The sequence below is a fragment of the Youngiibacter fragilis 232.1 genome, assembly GCF_000495435.3.
GTDB lineage: Bacteria > Bacillota > Clostridia > Clostridiales > Clostridiaceae > Youngiibacter > Youngiibacter fragilis.
In genome coordinates, this window is sequence record NZ_AXUN02000172.1 from 94,391 (window position 1) to 112,101 (window position 17,711).

Below are 17,711 nucleotides of genomic sequence, written 5' to 3' on the forward strand. Positions count from 1 at the left end.
ACGGATTTAGATAGTAAAATGTATTTGTCGGTCTTATACGGACCACATCATTTCCACCGCATGGGAGCGGCGGATAAGGAAGGAGAGTGACTATGATGGCCGAAAAGAGCCTTCATGAGATGTTCAGTTTCACTCTGGACATGGAAAAGGAAAATGTTGTTATACCGGTATGCGAGGATGCAGCCGTAGAGGAGGCCTTCAGGGAGGAATATTCATTCCTGTCAGGAAAGGGGATATTCACAGGAAAATCCGGAGAGGTCTACTCTACGTTAGGTGCAGAGCGCAAAGGGGTTTTGATTTTCATAGGACTTGGAAAGGAGAAATCCGTAAACCTGGAAAAGATAAGGAAGGCGGGCTTCAGGGCTGCGCAGGAGCTTGCATCAAACAAGGTGGCTGCTGCATGCATGAGGATATCTAAGCTTTCAGGGCTATGCTACAAGGAGACTACCAAGGCATGGGTGGAAGGGATGCTTCAAAGCGCATATTCCTTCGACAAATACCTTGCGAAAAAGAAGGATAATCCCAAGCTTCAGATGTCATTCCTCATAAAGGAAGGAAAGGAAGATAAGGTAAGGTCGGCCATTTCTGAGACAATGAACCTTATGGATGCTGTGTTCCTTGCAAGGGACCTTGTTAATGAGCCTGCGATATCGCTGACACCTCGAACACTTGCTGAGGTTGCCGGTAAGGAGCTGACTCCATTCGGAGTCGAGGTTGAGGTGCTTGGAAGATCCGCTGCAGCCGACCTTGGGATGGAGGCTTTCCTCGCTGTTGCCAAAGGCTCATCCGAAGAACCAAAGGTCATCGTAATGAGATACAGGGGCGATGCTGAAAGCTCAAGGCTCCTGGGACTTGTCGGCAAGGGAGTTACCTACGATTCAGGCGGATATTCACTTAAGCCCAAGGATTCCATGGTAACCATGTATGACGACATGGGCGGTTCTGCGGCAGTCATCGGGGCCATGAAGGCACTTGCTGCCAACGGAGTGAAAAGGAATGTGACCGCGGTGGTACTTGCGACAGAGAACATGGTAAACGGTGAAGCCTACAAGCCGGGAGACATCATCGGATCAATGGCCGGAAAGTCCATTGAGATACTGTCCACAGACGCGGAGGGAAGGCTTACGCTCGCTGATGCACTCCACTATATCATAACCAGGGAAAAGGTGGACGAGGTCGTTGACATAGCAACTCTTACCGGAGCCTGTGTTGTCGCCCTTGGCGAGCAGATGTCAGGAGCCTTCGCAAGCGATGATGAGCTTATGCAGAGGGTCAGGAAGGCAGCGGAGAAGGCAGCAGAGCCAACATGGCAGCTTCCCCTCAATGAAGAATACAGGGAGCTTGTGAAGGGAACGAGGTCAGACCTCAAGAACAGCGGAGGAAGATGGGGTGGAGCGATAAGCGCGGCCGCATTCCTCAGGGAGTTCACAGGCGACACACCTTGGGTTCATCTTGACATAGCGGGTACCGCATATCTCACATCAGGAAAGGGCTATCTTCCTAAGGGAGCTACAGGAACAGGAGTGAAGACCCTGTACAACCTGGCTCTGGAGGCTGTGGAACCAGGCTGCGGCTGCGGTGACAGGAATTGAATGCAGCAGGCAGAAGGTTAGGCAATACGATAGATGCCATGAAGGGAAAGCGGCTCACCCAGATCATAGTTTCCGACCCCTCCTCGATACTTTACCTGACAGGCAAGGATATCCATCCAGGAGAAAGGCTGCTGGCTCTTCTATTGAGGGAAGAGGGAATCCCTGTCCTGTTCATAAACGAGCTGTTTCCGACAGAGGAGGCAGAAGGGCTTGAAATCGTCTGGCTGAAGGACACTTCAGATGGGATAGGGATCATGGCGGAATACATCGTTCCTAATAAGCCTGTCGGAATAGACAAGACATGGCCTTCGGGATTCCTTATAAGCCTCATGGAAAAGACAGGTTCCCGCGATTTCGTGAACTCCTCCCCAATCGTAGACAGGATAAGGGCCATCAAGGACGAGGAAGAGACACGCCTCATGGAAGAGGCCTCCAGGCTAAACGACAAAGCCATGGAGATGCTTGTCGGATCCATAGGAGAAAGCCATACTGAAAAGGACCTGGCAAGGCTGCTCTCTGAGATCTATGAGGAGCTTGGCACGGAAGGGTTCTCCTTCGAGCCCATAATAGCCTTCGGGCCTAACGGGGCTGACCCTCACCACAGCAATGGGAGTGCACTTCTCAAGGCTGGAGATTCAATAATAATAGACATAGGCTGCAGGAAGGATGGATACTGCGCAGACATGACGAGGACAGTATTCTGGAAGGAGATCCCTGAAAGGTCAAGGGAAGTCTATGAGACTGTTCTTGAGGCGAACATAAGGGCAATTGATATGGTCAGGCCCGGAGTCAGGTTCTGCGATGTGGACCAGGCTGCGAGAGGCTTCATAGAGGAAAAGGGCTTCGGCAGGTATTTCACCCACAGGACGGGCCACTCGATCGGTCTCGATGTGCACGAGGCAGGTGACGTATCATCAGCCAATACCTCGATCCTGGAACCTGGCATGGTATTCTCAGTTGAACCGGGAATTTACCTTCAGGGTGACGTTGGTGTCAGGATCGAGGACCTTGTGCTTGTAACAGAGGATGGGCATAAGGTGATTAATTCATACACGAAGGAAATCATGGTCATCGGGACAGAAGTTTAGCGGCTGCATCACAGATGAAGTTTTATGCACATTAAAATGATGAATATTGACATGAGAAATGAGGCGCGCTCCGGATCCGGAGCGCGCCTCGACTATTCTTATTCAATGTTCTTGGTAATGGGGCATGAGTAAAGTTCTGTCTTGTCTAGAAGTCAGAGCTCTTCGGTGTCCTCGGGAACGGGATAACGTCCCTGATGTTAGTCATGCCTGTGATATACATGATGAGCCTCTCGAAGCCGAGACCGAAACCGGCATGCTTTGCACCACCGTATTTCCTGAGCTCAAGGTACCACCAGTAGTCCTCTTCGTTTAATCCAAGCTTTTCCATCCTGTCAAGAAGCACGTCAAGCCTTTCTTCCCTCTGGCTTCCGCCAATTATCTCCCCGACTCCGGGGACCAGGCAGTCCATTGCAGCGACTGTCTTGCCGTCATCGTTAAGCCTCATGTAGAATGCCTTTATCTCCTTGGGATAGTCAGTTACGAATACCGGCATGTTGAAGATCTCTTCTGTAAGGTATCTCTCATGCTCCGTCTGGAGGTCAGTTCCCCACTCGACCTTGTAGTCGAATTCCTTCCCGGATTTCAGGAGGAGCTCTACCGCTTCAGTGTAGGTAACCTTCTTGAACTCAGAATCCACAAGGAAATTGAGTCTTTCAAGGAGGGTCTTGTCGATGAAGCTGTTGAAGAACTGCATCTCTTCAGGTGCGTTTTCAAGTATGTACCTTATGACATACTTCAGCATGTCCTCAGCGAGCTGCATGTTGTCTGAGAGCTCAGCAAAGGCAATTTCAGGCTCTATCATCCAGAATTCTGCAGCATGCCTTGCGGTGTTTGAGTTCTCAGCCCTGAAGGTAGGTCCGAAGGTGTAGATGTTCCTGAATGCGAGGGCATAAGCCTCACCATTGAGCTGCCCTGATACTGTAAGGTTGGAGGACTTTCCGAAGAAATCCTTCGAATAGTCGATCTTACCGTCTTCAGTAAGAGGAGGATTCATGGGGTCAAGGGTTGATACCCTGAACATTTCCCCCGCACCTTCAGCATCACTTCCTGTTATTATCGGAGTGTGCACATATACAAAGCCTCTTTCCTGGAAGAACTTGTGGATCGCGAAGGCAGCCATGCTCCTTACCCTGAATACCGCTGAGTATGTGTTGCCCCTCGGTCTCAGGTGGGCTATGGTCCTCAGGTACTCGAAGGTATGCCTCTTTTTCTGCAGGGGATAATCAGCGCTTGATTCACCCTCGAGGATTATCTCCTTAGCCTTCAGCTCGAATGGCTGCTTTGCCTCCGGAGTCAGCACGAAGTCACCCTTAATGGTGATTGCCGTGCTTATATGGTATTTTGAGACATCTGAAAAATTTGGAAGGGTATCATCGAAGACCACCTGAAGATTCTTGAAGAAAGTACCGTCGTTCAGCTCGATGAACCCGAATGACTTGGAGACCCTTGAAGTCCTTATCCATCCGCTGACTTGAACTTCCTTGCCCGCAAAGTCGTCAGGCTTCGTATAAAGCTCTTTTACATATGGCATATTCGTTCCTCCTGATTATCGTAATATTTACATTAAAAGAGCTTCCGTCCCGAGGGGACTAGAAGCCCGGAACATTCTTTTGCTCCATGTATGTCAATTGCACATACATTTTAACCCATAAGGGTGATTTCTTCAAGTGGTTGAGGGATTTTGGGTTTCGGGCAGGTCCCGCTGGAATCCCAGGTACCTTGTACCCTGGAAGGCCAGTATGCCCTCGTCACCTTCCACAAGATATCCGAATACATTCCCGGCCACATGGAATTCCTGCCTTATTCCTGACATGAGCTCGAAGGTGGCGTAATATGTGGTGCTTGTGCTTGATGAAGGAGTATTCTGGTTAGCGTGGTGATGATGGGAAACATTTGTCCTTTTTGCTACGACCCGCGCCCTTTCCTCAAGCCTTGGAGAGTTGTTGTTCCTTGACCACTCTCCTATACCTCTTATGATGCTCAGGATAAGCATTGAACCTATGAAAAGGAACCCAAGTGCCACTATGAATGGTATTATTCTGAAGAATCCAAAGTCTGAATCAAATAGAGAAGCGTGCATTTTTACCTCCTATGCGCCTTCGCTCAAGAATCTGTACTGTGACATGTACAGGCTGTAGTAATCACCCTTCATTGACAGCAGCTCCTCGTGGGTGCCGCTTTCGGTTATGACTCCACCGTTAATTACCATTATCCTGTCGCAGTCCCTTATGGTTGAAAGCCTGTGGGCTATGACGAACGAGGTCCTGTTCTTCAGGAGCTTCCTTATTCCATCCTGTACAAGCCTTTCAGTCTGGGTGTCGATATTCGAGGTTGCTTCATCAAGGATAAGGATCCTCGGATCCGCAAGCAGCGCCCTGGCAAAGGATATCAGCTGCCTCTGCCCGACTGACAGCCTTGAGCCTCTTTCCCTTATCTCCGTATCATATCCGTTCTCGAGCCTCATTATGAAGTCATGTGCGTTTACAGCCCTTGCTGCTTTCTCGATCTCCTCATCTGTTGCATCAAGCTTTCCGTATCGTATGTTTTCCCTGATGGTAGCAGCAAACAGGAAGGTATCCTGAAGCATTATCCCCATCTGGCTCCTAAGTGATTCAAGGGTCACTGTCCTTATGTCTGTTCCGTCGATCAGCACTTCCCCTCTGTCGGTATCATAGAACCTTGAAAGGAGGTTGACTATGGTGGTCTTGCCTGCACCGGTCTCACCTACAAGGGCTATCGATTCTCCTTCCTCCACCTTGAAGGATATGTCCGTAAGCACGGGGATTCCATCCTCATAGCTGAAGTCAACATTCCTGAACTCGACGCTGCCTTGTATCCTATCCATTTCCAGGGCTTTGTCGGACGATTCGATGTCCGGATTGATATCAAGTATCTCAAAGATCCTTTCTGCTGAGGCAAAATTGGTTATCAGGGTATTGTAGAAGTTGGAGATGTTAAGAACCGGTCTCCAGAACATGCTGACGTACATGGTAAATGCAATGAGGGTACCAAGCGATATGTCTCCTGCAAACACAAGGTTCACTCCGACGAAATAAACGACGCAGGATCCTATGCCCCATGAAGATTCGACGAGGGGCCAGAAGAAGTCGTTGAGGAATATGGCGCTCATGAAGCTTTTCATCATCTCGGTGACCATGGAATCATGTGTCTTCCTGCTGTCGTCCTCGGTAGCAAAGCCCTGTATTACCCTTACTCCTGCAAAGCTTTCATGGGTGAAGGCGTTGAGGTTGCTTCGCTTGCTCCTGAAATCCTGCCATCTCGGCCTTGCCTTAGCCTCGACCATGAACATTGCTCCTCCAAGAAGCGGCATTACTGCCATGGTAGCCAGGGCAAGCTTGTAATTCAGTATGAACATCATCACAGTAACCATCATGAGCTGCAGTATATGAGGAAGAAAGCTTGTCACCGAATTGGAGAACAGCGTCTGAAGTGCATTGACATCTCCAACGACTCTCGCAAGTATCTTTCCTACAGGTCTGGAGTCGAAGAATGAGAACGATAGTTTCTGGATGTGGGCATAGAGGTCTTCCCTCATGCTTAATACGATCTTGTTGCTCACGATACCCATCTTGTATATCCTTGTGCGGGATGCTGCCATGGCGGCTACGTTAAGGGCCGCCATTACTGAAGCAACAATCGCAAGGCCATTCATATCCTCATTCCTTATATACACATCTATTGCCTGCCTTGTGAAGTAGGGGTTGATAAGGCCCACGACCATTACAAGTACCATCAGGATGAGGACAATCATGACCTCTGACCTGTAGGGAACCATGTAGGTGAACAGCCTCAAAATAAGCTCGCGTTTTCCGGTGACCGTGAATTTCTCGTCCTGCTTTACGGTATTCTTAGCCATTATGCTCCCTCCTTCAGGGAGTCAAAATCCTTGAACTGCTCCCGGTATACTTCGTAGTAGGCCCCGCCTCGAGCAACAAGCTCCTCGTGGGTTCCGCGCTCGATTATCCTTCCATCCTCCATCATGAGTATCAGGTCGGCGTTCTTCACTGCGGATATCCTGTGGGCGATTATGAACAGCGTGCTCTTAGACGGAAGATGCTTCAGATTCCTGAGCAGCCTGTATTCCGTATCCATATCAAGTGCGCTGGTGGCGTCATCGAGTACCATTATCGGTGACCTTCTTATTATCGCCCTGGCGATTGCGATCCTCTGCTTCTGTCCGCCTGAAAGGCCAACGCCTCTTTCGCCTATAATAGTTGCAGCACCGTCCGAAAGCTCTCCAACGAAGTCAGCGCATGCCAGTTCAAGGGCTTCAGAGACTTCGGCGTCTGTCGCATCCCTTCGCCCAAGCCGTACATTGTTCTCAATGGTGTCTGAGAAGAGGAAGGTGTCCTGAGGAACTACCGACATGCTTCTTCTGAGTGATTCAAGGGTTATTTCCCTCACTGGAATGTCATCCACAAAAAGGTCTCCTGACTGGAACTCATAGTATCTTCCAATTAATCCGGTGAGAGAGGATTTTCCTGACCCGGTGGTTCCCATTATCGCCACTGTGCTGCCTGCACTTGCCATAAAGGATATGTCCTCAAGAACATTTTCCCCTCCGTAGGAGAAGGAGAGGTCCCTGAATTCTACCTTTCCACTGATTGCCAGGTCTTTTGCGATATCGGAGTCGCTTATCGACGGCTCTTCTGCGAATATCTTCTCAAGCTTTCCAAGGGATGACTTGTTCTGGGAAGCCAGGTTTATAAGCCAGCCCATGTCCCTTAACGGCCATATGAGGTTCCAGATGTAGGTGGAGAATGCGACAAGGGTTCCAAGAGTCATCTCCCCTGTAGTCACGAAGTAACCTCCGAAGGCAACCATTGCGACTACCGCAAGGTTCGTAAGAAGCTCAATGGGAGGGAAGTAGTCAGACATGATCTTTGTCTGCCTGCTGTTAAGCTCGAAGTTCTTCCTGTTCATCTCGAAGAACTTCCCTATCTCATGCCTTTCCCTTGAAAAGGCCTTTACAAGCCTTACTCCGGCAATGTTCTCCTGAGCAGTCGTGTTGAGCTTTGCGATATGGTCTGAGATCTCCTCATAGCTCTTCGTGCTCCTCTTTTCAAGCTGCACGGCTATCCAGGCTATGGGAAGCATGATCGTGAGGCAGATAAGTGTAAGCTTCCAGTTGAAGTATGTGAGGAGTCCAAGTGCAAGGATGAAGTACAGGGCATCCTCGACTATGAGCCTCAGTCCGAAGGCCACTGCATTCCAGACATTTTCGACATCCTCGCTCATCCTTGACATGAGCTCTCCTGTGTTCATGGAATCGAAGTATTTGAAGCTCAGCTTCATTATGTGGCGGTATGTATCATCCTTTAACCTTATCACCACCTTGGTCGAGAAAAGGTCGAAGAGATACTCCTTTGTGTAGCCAAGGACAGCCCTTGACATGGTAACACCGAACAGCCCGGCTATGTAGGGAAGCAGTAGATTCCTCTCTCCGCCTGTGACTACCCTGTCGATTATCGCGCGTGTTATGAGCGGATTGAAGAAGTCGAGGACAAGTGAAAGGATCATCGCCATTGAAGGGATGATCACAAGCAGCTTGTGTTTCCTGACCTCCGAGTATACTCTGTCTATTTTGAAAACCCCCCGGATGTAAAAAGTCATGGAATAACCCATGACTTTACGATACATCATATATATATATTGTCAACCCTTTACATGGTTTTAAGAAGTGGCCTTATGATATCAGCTACCTTTACTGATTCGCCTGCTCCCATGGTGATTACCATGTCGCCCGGAGAAACGAAATGCATTATGCTTTCTGCTGCCTCCTTGAAGCTGTGACAGTTCACGGTCGTCACGGTACGCCTTTCCCTGATGGCATCCCCAAGCTCTTCTGATGTCACAAGTCCGGTGTCAAGTTCCCTGGCTGCATATATGTCGAGGAGGACCAGAGTATCCACATCGTCAAATGCCTCGACGAAACCCCCAAACAGTGTCCTCGTCCTGGTATAGGTATGCGGCTGGAAAACCACATGTATCCTTCTGGAATCGGTTCTTTTTGCTGTCTCGATTGCAGCCCTTATTTCACTCGGATGATGAGCATAATCGTCTATGACTGTGACCCCTCCCTCCGTATACAGGTGCTGGAACCTCTTGTCCACGCCGGTGAACGAGGAAAGCCCTTTTGATATGGATTCAAGCGGGATCCCTGCGGCTATTGATGCGCCTATTGCAGCAAGGGCGTTTAAGACATTGAACCTGCCGGGAACCCCCATGCTGACGGACATAAGGTATTCACCCTTAAGGGATGCGTCAAAGCTTGCCTTACCAGACTCGCTGAAGGTGATCTTTTCAGCCCTCAGGTCCCCGTTCTCGATACCGAACCTAACTACCCTTGCTTTTGCACCCTTAAGCACATAATCCATGTTGGTGTCATCTGCATTCGCTACGATCGTGCCTCCTTCAGGAATCATCGCCACATATTCCCTGAAGGTGTCAAGGACATGCTGAAGGTCCCTGTAATAATCCAGGTGGTCTGCCTCGACGTTCAATATGATTGCGGTGAGTGCAGGAAACCTGAGGAACGAGCCCTTGTATTCGCAGGCTTCGGTAATGAACAGGTCGCTTTCCCCGATCCTGAAATTTCCTCCAATAAGAGGAAGCTGGCCACCCACAAGGATGGTCGGGTCCGAGTCGCTGTTCATGGCAATGGATGAAAGCATGGAGGTCGTCGAGGTCTTTCCGTGGGTCCCTGATACAGAAATGGAGTTCCTGAAGTTCTTCATGAGGTGTCCCAGGAACTCGGAACGGTCAAGGGTCCGTATACCCCTTTCCCTTGCTTCCATGAGCTCCTCATTGTCATCACGAATGGCTGCGGTGTAGACGACGAGGTCCTGGTCTGTGATGTTTGACCTGAAATGGCCGATTATGACCTTAGCGCCCCTTTCCCTGAGGCTTTCGATTGTTTCAGATTCCCTGAAGTCAGAACCCGTAACCTCTATATTGTTGCTCAGGAGTATGGCGGCAAGGCCGCTCATTGATACTCCGCCTATTCCTATGAAATGAACCTTTTTACCTTTATAGTCCCTGAAATCAAATGACATAAAATCAGCTCCGATATTTTTCTTTTGGTATGGCTTTGGGGTGTAAAACAGTCCCCCATTTAGTATGATAATACAAAGAGGGCCAAAAAGAAACAATTTGAAGCGCAGGCCCTGAAGAGGAGTGGTCTGCAATGGAAGAGAAACGGCATGCAGGCATTTTGGCAGCAAGTTTTGTGAAGGATGGAATGACAGTAGGGCTCGGGACGGGATCAACAGTCTACCATGTGATAGTGAGGCTTGGAGAAAGGGTGAAGGAAGGTTTGAGGATAAGGTGCGTTTCCACTTCGGAAGCGACGACTGAACTTGCAGAAAGCCTGGGCCTTGACCTCATACCAATGTCAGAGGTTCTAAATATCGACATGACGATTGACGGCGCTGATGAGGTGGACAGGTCCTGCAACGGCATAAAGGGCGGAGGAGGAGCACTCCTCCATGAGAAGCTGGTAGCCGACATCTCCAGGATTGTGGTGTGGGTGGTTGACAGCAGCAAGATTGTTGAAAGGCTCGGAGCATTTCCGCTTCCTATTGAAATCGTGCCTTTCTTCCATATGCAGCTCATAAGCAAGCTTGAAGGGATGGGATTTTCACCGAGGCTCAGGATGTCGGGCAGCTGCCCGTTCACAACTGATGAGAACAACTACATCATAGACCTCGAGACAGGCTTCATTGAAGACCCCGAAGGTCTTCACAGGAAGCTGAAACTCATGCCCGGAGTAATAGAGACTGGACTTTTCATAACGACAGCGGACATTGTCGTAGTTGGCAGCAAGGACGGGGCAAAGGTACTAAGAAACACCAGATGAAGCCTTGATTTACTGTCAGGTCCCGACCATCATCACGAATGCTGATTATATCAAAGCGTTTACTTCGCCCCTATTTTCAGAATTTTACGAATGATTTTTTAAAAAACGTTGCGAAACATTCGATTGTATTATAAGATATATTTTGAGGAAATGGAGGCGAACTTATGGAGAAATATTCCAGAAACAGCAGAGTCAGCATCATAACCAAGATCCTGACCGAAAATCCAAACAAGATAATGAGCCTTAATTACTTTTCAGATATCCTTAACGCGGCAAAGTCCACCATCAGCGAGGACATACTGGTTGTAAGGGAAATCCTCGAAAAGCTGGATATGGGCAGGATTGAGACGATAGCCGGTGCAACAGGCGGAGTCAGGTACATAGTGAAGGTGAGCGAGAAAGAGAAGGAAAAGTTCAAGGACTACATTTGCTCCACTCTTTCAGACAAGTCCAGGGTCGTTCCAGGGAATTTCCTCTATGTTACTGATATAATGCTTGATCCGGAAGTGGTTTCAAAAGCTGGCGCAATGCTGGCCGGAAACTTCATAAAGCTCAAGCCTGACTACATCATAACCGTAGAGACAAAGGGAGTTCCGCTGGCTTACGAGGTAGCAAGGTACATGGGAGTTCCTCTCATAGTGGCTAGAAAGAACTCGAAGGTAACAGAGGGGACATCTGTAACGATAAACTATGTTTCCGGTACAACAGGACGACTCTCGACAATGGGCCTGTCAAAGAGGACACTCAAGACCTCTTCAAGGTGTCTTTTCATCGATGACTTCCTGAGGGCCGGCGGAACTGTAAACGGCATCGAGGACCTTCTCAGGGAGTTCGATTCCGAGCTCATAGGCATAGGAGTCCTCGTCGACAACAAGGAAGTCAAGAAGACAATGGCCAAGCCTTACGTATCCATAGTTGATTATTTCGGGATCGACGAGAAGGGCGAGATAAGGATGAAGCCTTCAACCACAATCTAGAAACAAACTGCCATTTCAGNNCTGAAATGGCAGTTTGTTTCTTCATATGAATTCAAGGAGCTCGACATGGACTGTGTATTGGGAATCCTTCGAATCCACAGTTCCGGACTCCGGGTCATACCCTTTGTATCTTCCGCCGTAAACCTGCCAGATCACCCTGTACCTGTTGTCACCGTCAAGCACAGACAATACTTCAGCTGATCTTGATTCAGGCACATTTCCCACATGTCCCATCTCATCATGGATCACCCTGACTCTGGTACCGTCTGAAATTAGCTTTATCTCCCCGAGGCCGGTAAGTTCAGTCTCATATACTCCCATCCTGAGCCTGACTATCTCCTCATCTGACAGACCTTCAAACCTTGAGCCGGGGTGAATCCTCTCCTGTGCGAATAAGGAGATGATATCCTGGAAGCTTCTTCCCTCATCGTCCAGCCCATCGACGTCCGCATCGAATATAACGGACCTTGTTTCAGGGACTGCTGCACCAGAGCTTTCTGCTGCAGGGTAAGGACCGGGTTTTTCCCCTGCCGTATCCTTGGGGATAGTTCCCTTATAGAGACCAAGGGCAAATACGGGTATCGATATGTATGCCAGGAGGTAGTTCCTTGTAAGTATCCCGGACAGGAGAAGCAGCGATGCGGCAAGCTTTATGGTGCCGGCTGACTTCTTGTCCTTCTTGAGCAGTTCGTTCAACATCAAAATTCTCCATTCCTTGTTTTCTAAAGGCACAGTTCCCGGATCGCCTTAGCGACTCCATAGTTGTCGTTGGTATCTGTTATCATTTTCGCTGCTGCCTTGAGCTCAGGGATAGCGTTGCCCATTGCCACTCCCATGCCTGCATAGCCTATCATCGAAAGGTCGTTTTCACCATCACCGATCGCTATGACCTCATCCTTCTTTATTCCCAGGCGACCTATAAGGGCGTCTATCCCTTTGGCCTTGCTGACTCCTGACTTTATGACCTCCAGTCCGAACCAGGTGGAGGACACTGCCTCGAGGGTAGGGTGCCCCTCAAGTGCCTTCCTCAGTCTTGTGAATTTTTCAGGATGCTCCCTTTCGAGGGATATGGATTTGACGATCCTTGAATTCCTTTCCCTGAAGGTCCGAAGGAGGTCGTCAGTCTCTATGATTTCAATCCTTCTCTCGGGAGGCAGATGAAGATTGGCATCCATGTATCCGTTGGCATCACCTAAGGGCCTGTCACAGATCAGAGCGTTCCATTCATTGTAGTGGGTAAGGAGGTCCAGCCTTCCAAGGAGCTCTGTTAGGAACATGAGGTCGCCATCATCGATGGTCTCGTGTATCAGGATATCATCACCATATTTCACAAATGCGCCGTTCGACGCTACTGTCAGGGTGTCCACACCCAGCTTGGAGCCGTAAAGGTTGCCGTAGTTGTACATCCTGCCTGTGGTGATCGCGATCCTTATACCCTTGGCAGCGGCCTCCCTTATGGCTTCTATGTTTTCCTTCGGTATCCTCTTGTGGCTGTCGTAGAGGGTGCCATCGACATCGAGGCAAATCAGCTTGTATTTTTCCATATTCTCTCCAATCATCTGTTTAGTCTTAGCGGTTCGTACACCTGCCTGAAAAATGGGCTGGAGGCTGAAATCCTGTCATACTCCGACCAGTTGCCGTCACAAACCGGACAGAAATGGCCTCCGTGTGCTATAAGGCCGGGACTTGCATCAAACCTGTGCCCGACAGGACATTCCCAGGCGAGTTTCTTCCAGAGAGTACCGTCATAGCCTTCTGATAACAGCTGTCCGCCCCTGAAGGCTGCGATTTCCTTAAGGTCATTGAAATCAATGCCTTCGAGTCCCTTGTCCTCGTCGTATCCATGGGAAAGGATTATCCTTTCTCCTTCCCTGGTCCCTCGGAGAGGTATCCAGGTTTCCCAGCCGGGGATGAGCTTAAGTGAGCCGATGGAGCCATAGAAGGCATCGATCTTATCCCCATCCTTCTCCCTCACCCACTGAAGGCTGCCGCCCTTGCTTGACGAGATGGAGGACATGCCCCTTTTTACAGGTGAAGTCCCGAACATGCCTGAGAGCCTGATGCCTACCGGCAGCTGCCTCCTTATCCTCCTTACAAAGTCCTCCGGACTTTCACTCCTGAAATGGAGTAAGTCCTCAAGGATATCCGAATCAAGGTAATATTGCCCGTGGAAGTTGCCAAGGGCAAACCAGGATGGCTCCATGACCTTTATTATATCCCTGATCCCGATGTTTTTATAGAGCAATTCCATGAACTCATAGTAGGTAAGCCGGCATTTTTGACCTCCGCCCACGTTGTAGATATGCCTCCAGAACACTTCGGGGAGGTCAGAATCAATCAGATGCTCCAGCATGGCAGCGCTGTCCTCGTCAGATATCCACTCCATGCAATTGTTAAGTGGCTGGTGAAATATTATCCCATCCCTGACCGAAAGCAGGCCCTTGTGCATGATACCGGTCTGCCTGAGTGACACCCAGTACCTGAGACCTGACTCGGCGACCTCACGTTCCGCCCTGAGCTTTGAGAGCGCATAGGTATCGAACCTGGCTGGCTTCACTGGGTCACCGACCCTGCCCCAGTGGAGGGGAGGACGCCTGTCACCAGTCTCCGCTACTGAGCCTATGAAGACCAGCTTCACCGAAGCTTCCCTTCCCATGGTCCTTATGGCAGCGAGAAGGTTCCTGGTACCGTTCAGGTTGACCTCCATGGCCAGCTCAGGAAGCCTGTCAGCTGCAGGTGAAACGACGGCAGCCATATGGATTATGATGTCCGCAATTCCAACAGGCTCATCCAGGGCGGGCCTATCACACACATCAGCGCACACCAGGGAAAGCTGACCTTTCCTTTCCATCTCCTTAAGGTGTTGAATCTTCCTGTCCTTCGGGGACGCTAGAACAATCAGCCTTATATCAGGTCTGCCGACAAGCCTTTTCAAAAGGGGCCACCCCATGTTTCCGGTGGCTCCGGTAACAAATACGGTCTTCATAAGCATTCTCCGTAGGATTTCATTTTTCTTATAATCATTGTAATATTTTTTTGACAAATTTCATATAAATTGGAGTAATATCATCCCTTCACCAATAATTCGTCAATCCGGAAAGAAATCTATTGAAAATGTAATCTTTTACATACTATAATGAATGTACAAAGGCCTTGAATTCAGAATTTTACAAATAAAAGGGTATTAAGGTAGGCCGCAAACTAAGGAGGTACGACATGAACATCACAGACGTAAGGGTCAGAAAAATAGCTGCAGAGGGCAAGATGAAAGCTATTGTATCGGTGACATTCGACAATGAGTTCGTTATTCACGATATCAAGGTAATTGAAGGGCAGAACGGACTATTTATTGCGATGCCGTCAAGAAAGACACCGGATGGTGAATTCAAGGATATTGCACATCCAATCAACACACTCACCAGGGAAAGGCTTCAGGACTCGATTCTCGGCGAATACGAGAAGGTAAGGAACGAGGAGCCGGAAGCGGAAGTGCTTGTAGCGGCAGAGGTTTAGGAAAAATGCGGATTGTGGCCTGATTTATATCAGGCCACAATTTTCGCTTGCAGGCAGTCATATGAAACAAAGCAAAATCCTGACATCACTTAAGTTGAAATGACAGGTCACCTAATCTATAATGGAATAGGTGAAACAAGCTGCATAAGGGCGCAGTAGAAAAAATAAAGCCCTATTACACGACAGAGGTGAAAGTATGGGAAAATACGCATTGATCCTTGCTGCCGGTGAAGGCAAGAGAATGAAGTCAAAGGTCTCGAAGGTCCTTCACAAGGTATGCGGCAAGGAGATGGTGAACCACGTAATTGATGTTATGCGAAGCGCAGGCTTCGAGGATGTCAATGTGATCGTCGGAAAGGCCAGGGAACAGGTGATGGCAGGGACATCCTCGAGGGGAGTTTCATACTCAGTACAGGAAAACCCAATGGGTACCGGACACGCAGTAATCTGCGCAGCTGATTACCTAGAAGGCAAGGACGGTACTGTTGCGATCTTTACCGGAGACGCTCCTCTGATAAGGAGAGAGACAGTGGAGGCCATGTATTCGAGGCATGAGGCGAACGCTTCAAGCGCTACGCTCCTGACATCGGTGATCTCCGACCCAACCGGATATGGCAGGGTAATAAGAGATGGCGATGAGGTCCTAAGGATCGTCGAGCACAAGGACTGCACTGAAGAAGAGTTGAAGACTCCTGAGGTCAATGCGGGGATGTACATGTTCGATATAAAGGAGCTCCTTGAAAGCCTTAAGGAGCTGAATAATGACAACGCACAGGGCGAATACTACCTGACTGACGTCATTGGCATACTGAGGGGCAAGGGCAAAAGGATCGGAGCCAGCATCACTGAATTTGACGAGACAAGGGGAGTCAATTCAAGGGCGCAGCTTGCTGAGGCCGAGGAGATCATGAGGGAGAGGATAGCAAGGTTCCACATGGAGAACGGAGTCACCTTCACAGACTGGAGGTCGACCTATATAGGAGCCGATGTAGCCATAGGAATGGATACGGTCATCCATCCGGGAGTGTCAATTGAAGGAAATACCTTCATCGGTGAAGACTGTACCCTCTACCAGAATTCAAGGATCGTGGACTCTGAGATCGGCGATGGAGTCACTGTAACATCTTCAGTGATACTTCAATCGAAGGTGGGAAGCTGCACTGCAGTAGGACCTTTCGCATACATCAGGCCGGACTCGGTCATCGGTGAGCATGTGAAGGTTGGAGATTTTGTGGAGATCAAGAAATCGGTAATTGGAGATGGTACAAAGATATCCCATCTCACGTATATAGGTGACGCGGAGGTTGGCAGGAATGTCAATTTCGGATGCGGAACCGTTATAGTCAACTACGATGGCAAGAAGAAGTGGAAGACGGTTGTAAAGGACAATGCGTTCATTGGCTGCAACACAAACCTCATTTCACCTGTCACTGTGAACGAGGGAGCCTACATCGCCGCAGGCTCGACGATAACCGATGAAGTGCCTAAAGACAGCCTTGCGATAGCGAGAGCGAAGCAGGTGGTCAAGGAAGGCTGGGTTGCCAGAAGGAACGAAGAAGCTGTGAAAGGGGAAGTGGTAAAATGAACAAGAGCCACTATAACAACATGAAGATTTTTGCAGGAAACTCACATCCGGAGCTCGCAAAATCCATAGCAGGAATCCTGGGGATGAAGCTGGGAGACTGCAAGGTCGGGACATTTTCAGACGGTGAGATATTCGTCGAGACAAACGAGACAGTAAGAGGCTGCGACGTATTCATAATCCAGTCGACCAACAATCCTGTAAATAACAACCTCATGGAGCTTCTGATCATGATCGATGCGTTCAAGAGAGCTTCAGCAGGAAGGATAAATGCCGTCATTCCATACTATGGGTATGCAAGGCAGGACAGGAAGGCCAAATCAAGGGATCCCATCACTGCAAAGCTTGTAGCTGACATACTTACGACTGCAGGTGCCGACAGGGTCCTCACAATGGACCTGCATGCAGCTCAGATACAGGGATATTTCAACATTCCCCTTGACCATCTTCTGGGAATGCCGATAATCGCTGACTACTTCATAAAGAAGGGCTTCATGGAGAATGAGGACATAGTCGTTGTTTCCCCTGACCTAGGCTCTGTAACAAGGGCAAGGAAGCTCGCTGAGAGGATCCATGCACCGATGGCCATCATCGACAAGAGGAGGCCAAAGGCAAACGTATCTGAGATAATGAACATTATCGGAGATGTAAGGGACAAGGTATGCATACTTGTAGACGACATGATAGACACTGCAGGTACGATAACCAATGCGGCAAACGCACTGAAGGACCTGGGAGCGAAGAACGTATACGCGGCCTGCACCCACGGAGTCTTCTCGGGGCCTGCCATTGAGAGGATAAACAGCTCTGCCATAGAGGAGCTGGTATGCCTTGACACCATAGCAAAGCCTGACAGGATGGACATGGAGAAGTTCACATACCTTTCAGTGGCACCTCTCTTCGGGGAAGCCATTAAGAGGATAAAGGACGATGTCCCGTTAAGCAAGCTTTTCGACTGATTCATAGCGATAGCGGCAGGGTTGATACCTGCCGCTATTTTATAATGATTATAATTTGTTAACAATTGACCCCGTAACCATTAATTATTTGTAACTTTTATGATTTTTCTACATAAAGAAT

15 protein-coding genes are annotated in these 17,711 nt (G+C 49.1%); 7 read left to right on the forward strand and 8 right to left on the reverse strand.

Translation table 11 applies throughout. From position 1 onward, the window contains the following. Nucleotides 1–92 precede the first annotated feature (92 nt). Together T472_RS09450 and T472_RS09455 are read left to right on the forward strand one after the other, a co-directional pair. Nucleotides 93–1,592 (forward strand): leucyl aminopeptidase, encoded by a 1,500-nt coding sequence (locus T472_RS09450; RefSeq protein WP_023387716.1) that lies wholly within the window; start codon nt 93–95, stop codon nt 1,590–1,592. Beyond that, nucleotides 1,589–2,680 (forward strand): M24 family metallopeptidase, encoded by a 1,092-nt coding sequence (locus tag T472_RS09455; protein ID WP_023387715.1) that lies wholly within the window; start codon nt 1,589–1,591, stop codon nt 2,678–2,680. Before T472_RS09450 ends, T472_RS09455 begins: the two co-directional genes overlap by 4 nt. Before the next feature lie 145 nt (nt 2,681–2,825). On the opposite strand, the gene asnS is transcribed toward T472_RS09455, so the two are convergent. The 5 genes from asnS to murC form a co-directional block, all read right to left on the reverse strand. Then, complete coding sequence (asnS, locus tag T472_RS09460; protein ID WP_023387714.1) at nt 2,826–4,211, reverse strand: asparagine--tRNA ligase; 1,386 nt, start codon at nt 4,209–4,211, stop codon at nt 2,826–2,828. A 132-nt stretch (nt 4,212–4,343) separates the two neighbouring features. Beyond that, a complete protein-coding gene (locus tag T472_RS09465; protein WP_023387713.1) occupies nt 4,344–4,760 on the reverse strand; it encodes a DUF2500 domain-containing protein in 417 nt (138 codons plus the stop codon). A 9-nt stretch (nt 4,761–4,769) separates the two neighbouring features. Then, a complete protein-coding gene (locus T472_RS09470; protein WP_023387712.1) occupies nt 4,770–6,557 on the reverse strand; it encodes an ABC transporter ATP-binding protein in 1,788 nt (595 codons plus the stop codon). Further along, on the reverse strand, nt 6,557–8,314 hold the full coding sequence (locus T472_RS09475; protein ID WP_023387711.1) for an ABC transporter ATP-binding protein: 1,758 nt from the start codon (nt 8,312–8,314) through the stop codon (nt 6,557–6,559). Before T472_RS09475 ends, T472_RS09470 begins: the two co-directional genes overlap by 1 nt. A 50-nt stretch (nt 8,315–8,364) precedes the next feature. Next, a complete protein-coding gene (gene murC / locus T472_RS09480) occupies nt 8,365–9,756 on the reverse strand; it encodes a UDP-N-acetylmuramate--L-alanine ligase (protein ID WP_023387710.1) in 1,392 nt (463 codons plus the stop codon). A gap of 131 nt (nt 9,757–9,887) precedes the next feature. Between murC and rpiA the strand changes: the two genes are divergently transcribed. Both rpiA and purR read left to right on the forward strand, forming a co-directional pair. Beyond that, nucleotides 9,888–10,559: a ribose-5-phosphate isomerase RpiA gene (gene rpiA / locus T472_RS09485; RefSeq protein WP_023387709.1), complete on the forward strand. Its 672-nt coding sequence runs from the start codon at nt 9,888–9,890 to the stop codon at nt 10,557–10,559. A 164-nt stretch (nt 10,560–10,723) separates the two neighbouring features. Continuing rightward, nucleotides 10,724–11,536: a pur operon repressor gene (gene purR / locus T472_RS09490; protein ID WP_023387708.1), complete on the forward strand. Its 813-nt coding sequence runs from the start codon at nt 10,724–10,726 to the stop codon at nt 11,534–11,536. Between the two features lie 42 nt (nt 11,537–11,578). Here the strand turns inward: purR and T472_RS09495 are convergent, their stop codons facing one another. Genes T472_RS09495 through T472_RS09505 form a run of 3 tightly spaced genes read right to left on the reverse strand, consistent with a single transcriptional unit; the run spans nt 11,579 to nt 14,522 of the window. Continuing rightward, nucleotides 11,579–12,235, reverse strand: coding sequence for a hypothetical protein (locus T472_RS09495; protein WP_023387707.1), 657 nt, complete (start codon nt 12,233–12,235; stop codon nt 11,579–11,581). 23 nt (nt 12,236–12,258) lie between these two features. Further along, nucleotides 12,259–13,080, reverse strand: coding sequence for a Cof-type HAD-IIB family hydrolase (locus T472_RS09500; RefSeq protein WP_023387706.1), 822 nt, complete (start codon nt 13,078–13,080; stop codon nt 12,259–12,261). Nucleotides 13,081–13,091: 11 nt separating this feature from the next. Continuing rightward, the gene (locus tag T472_RS09505) at nt 13,092–14,522 is read right to left on the reverse strand and encodes an NAD-dependent epimerase/dehydratase family protein (RefSeq protein WP_023387705.1); all 1,431 of its coding nucleotides are present in this window, start codon (nt 14,520–14,522) and stop codon (nt 13,092–13,094) included. Between the two features lie 230 nt (nt 14,523–14,752). Here T472_RS09505 and spoVG point away from each other — a divergent pair, with 230 nt between their 5' ends. From spoVG to T472_RS09520, 3 genes are all read left to right on the forward strand, one after another. Next, complete coding sequence (spoVG, locus tag T472_RS09510; RefSeq protein WP_023387704.1) at nt 14,753–15,049, forward strand: septation regulator SpoVG; 297 nt, start codon at nt 14,753–14,755, stop codon at nt 15,047–15,049. Nucleotides 15,050–15,245: 196 nt separating this feature from the next. Beyond that, nucleotides 15,246–16,634, forward strand: coding sequence for a bifunctional UDP-N-acetylglucosamine diphosphorylase/glucosamine-1-phosphate N-acetyltransferase GlmU (gene glmU, locus T472_RS09515; RefSeq protein ID WP_023387703.1), 1,389 nt, complete (start codon nt 15,246–15,248; stop codon nt 16,632–16,634). After that, a complete protein-coding gene (locus T472_RS09520) occupies nt 16,631–17,590 on the forward strand; it encodes a ribose-phosphate diphosphokinase (RefSeq protein WP_023387702.1) in 960 nt (319 codons plus the stop codon). Before glmU ends, T472_RS09520 begins: the two co-directional genes overlap by 4 nt. The last annotated feature ends 121 nt before the right edge of the window (nt 17,591–17,711 follow it).

Excerpts from the sequence above, each read along its gene's own strand:
- T472_RS09450 (WP_023387716.1), top strand. The coding sequence starts at position 93 with ATGATGGCCGAAAAGAGCCTTCATGAGATGTTCAGTTTCACTCTGGAC.
- asnS (WP_023387714.1), bottom strand. The coding sequence starts at position 4,211 with ATGCCATATGTAAAAGAGCTTTATACGAAGCCTGACGACTTTGCGGGC.
- T472_RS09465 (WP_023387713.1), bottom strand. The coding sequence starts at position 4,760 with ATGCACGCTTCTCTATTTGATTCAGACTTTGGATTCTTCAGAATAATA.
- T472_RS09470 (WP_023387712.1), bottom strand. The coding sequence starts at position 6,557 with ATGGCTAAGAATACCGTAAAGCAGGACGAGAAATTCACGGTCACCGGA.
- T472_RS09475 (WP_023387711.1), bottom strand. The coding sequence starts at position 8,314 with ATGACTTTTTACATCCGGGGGGTTTTCAAAATAGACAGAGTATACTCG.
- murC (WP_023387710.1), bottom strand. The coding sequence starts at position 9,756 with ATGTCATTTGATTTCAGGGACTATAAAGGTAAAAAGGTTCATTTCATA.
- rpiA (WP_023387709.1), top strand. The coding sequence starts at position 9,888 with ATGGAAGAGAAACGGCATGCAGGCATTTTGGCAGCAAGTTTTGTGAAG.
- purR (WP_023387708.1), top strand. The coding sequence starts at position 10,724 with ATGGAGAAATATTCCAGAAACAGCAGAGTCAGCATCATAACCAAGATC.
- T472_RS09495 (WP_023387707.1), bottom strand. The coding sequence starts at position 12,235 with ATGTTGAACGAACTGCTCAAGAAGGACAAGAAGTCAGCCGGCACCATA.
- T472_RS09500 (WP_023387706.1), bottom strand. The coding sequence starts at position 13,080 with ATGGAAAAATACAAGCTGATTTGCCTCGATGTCGATGGCACCCTCTAC.
- T472_RS09505 (WP_023387705.1), bottom strand. The coding sequence starts at position 14,522 with ATGAAGACCGTATTTGTTACCGGAGCCACCGGAAACATGGGGTGGCCC.
- spoVG (WP_023387704.1), top strand. The coding sequence starts at position 14,753 with ATGAACATCACAGACGTAAGGGTCAGAAAAATAGCTGCAGAGGGCAAG.
- glmU (WP_023387703.1), top strand. The coding sequence starts at position 15,246 with ATGGGAAAATACGCATTGATCCTTGCTGCCGGTGAAGGCAAGAGAATG.
- T472_RS09520 (WP_023387702.1), top strand. The coding sequence starts at position 16,631 with ATGAACAAGAGCCACTATAACAACATGAAGATTTTTGCAGGAAACTCA.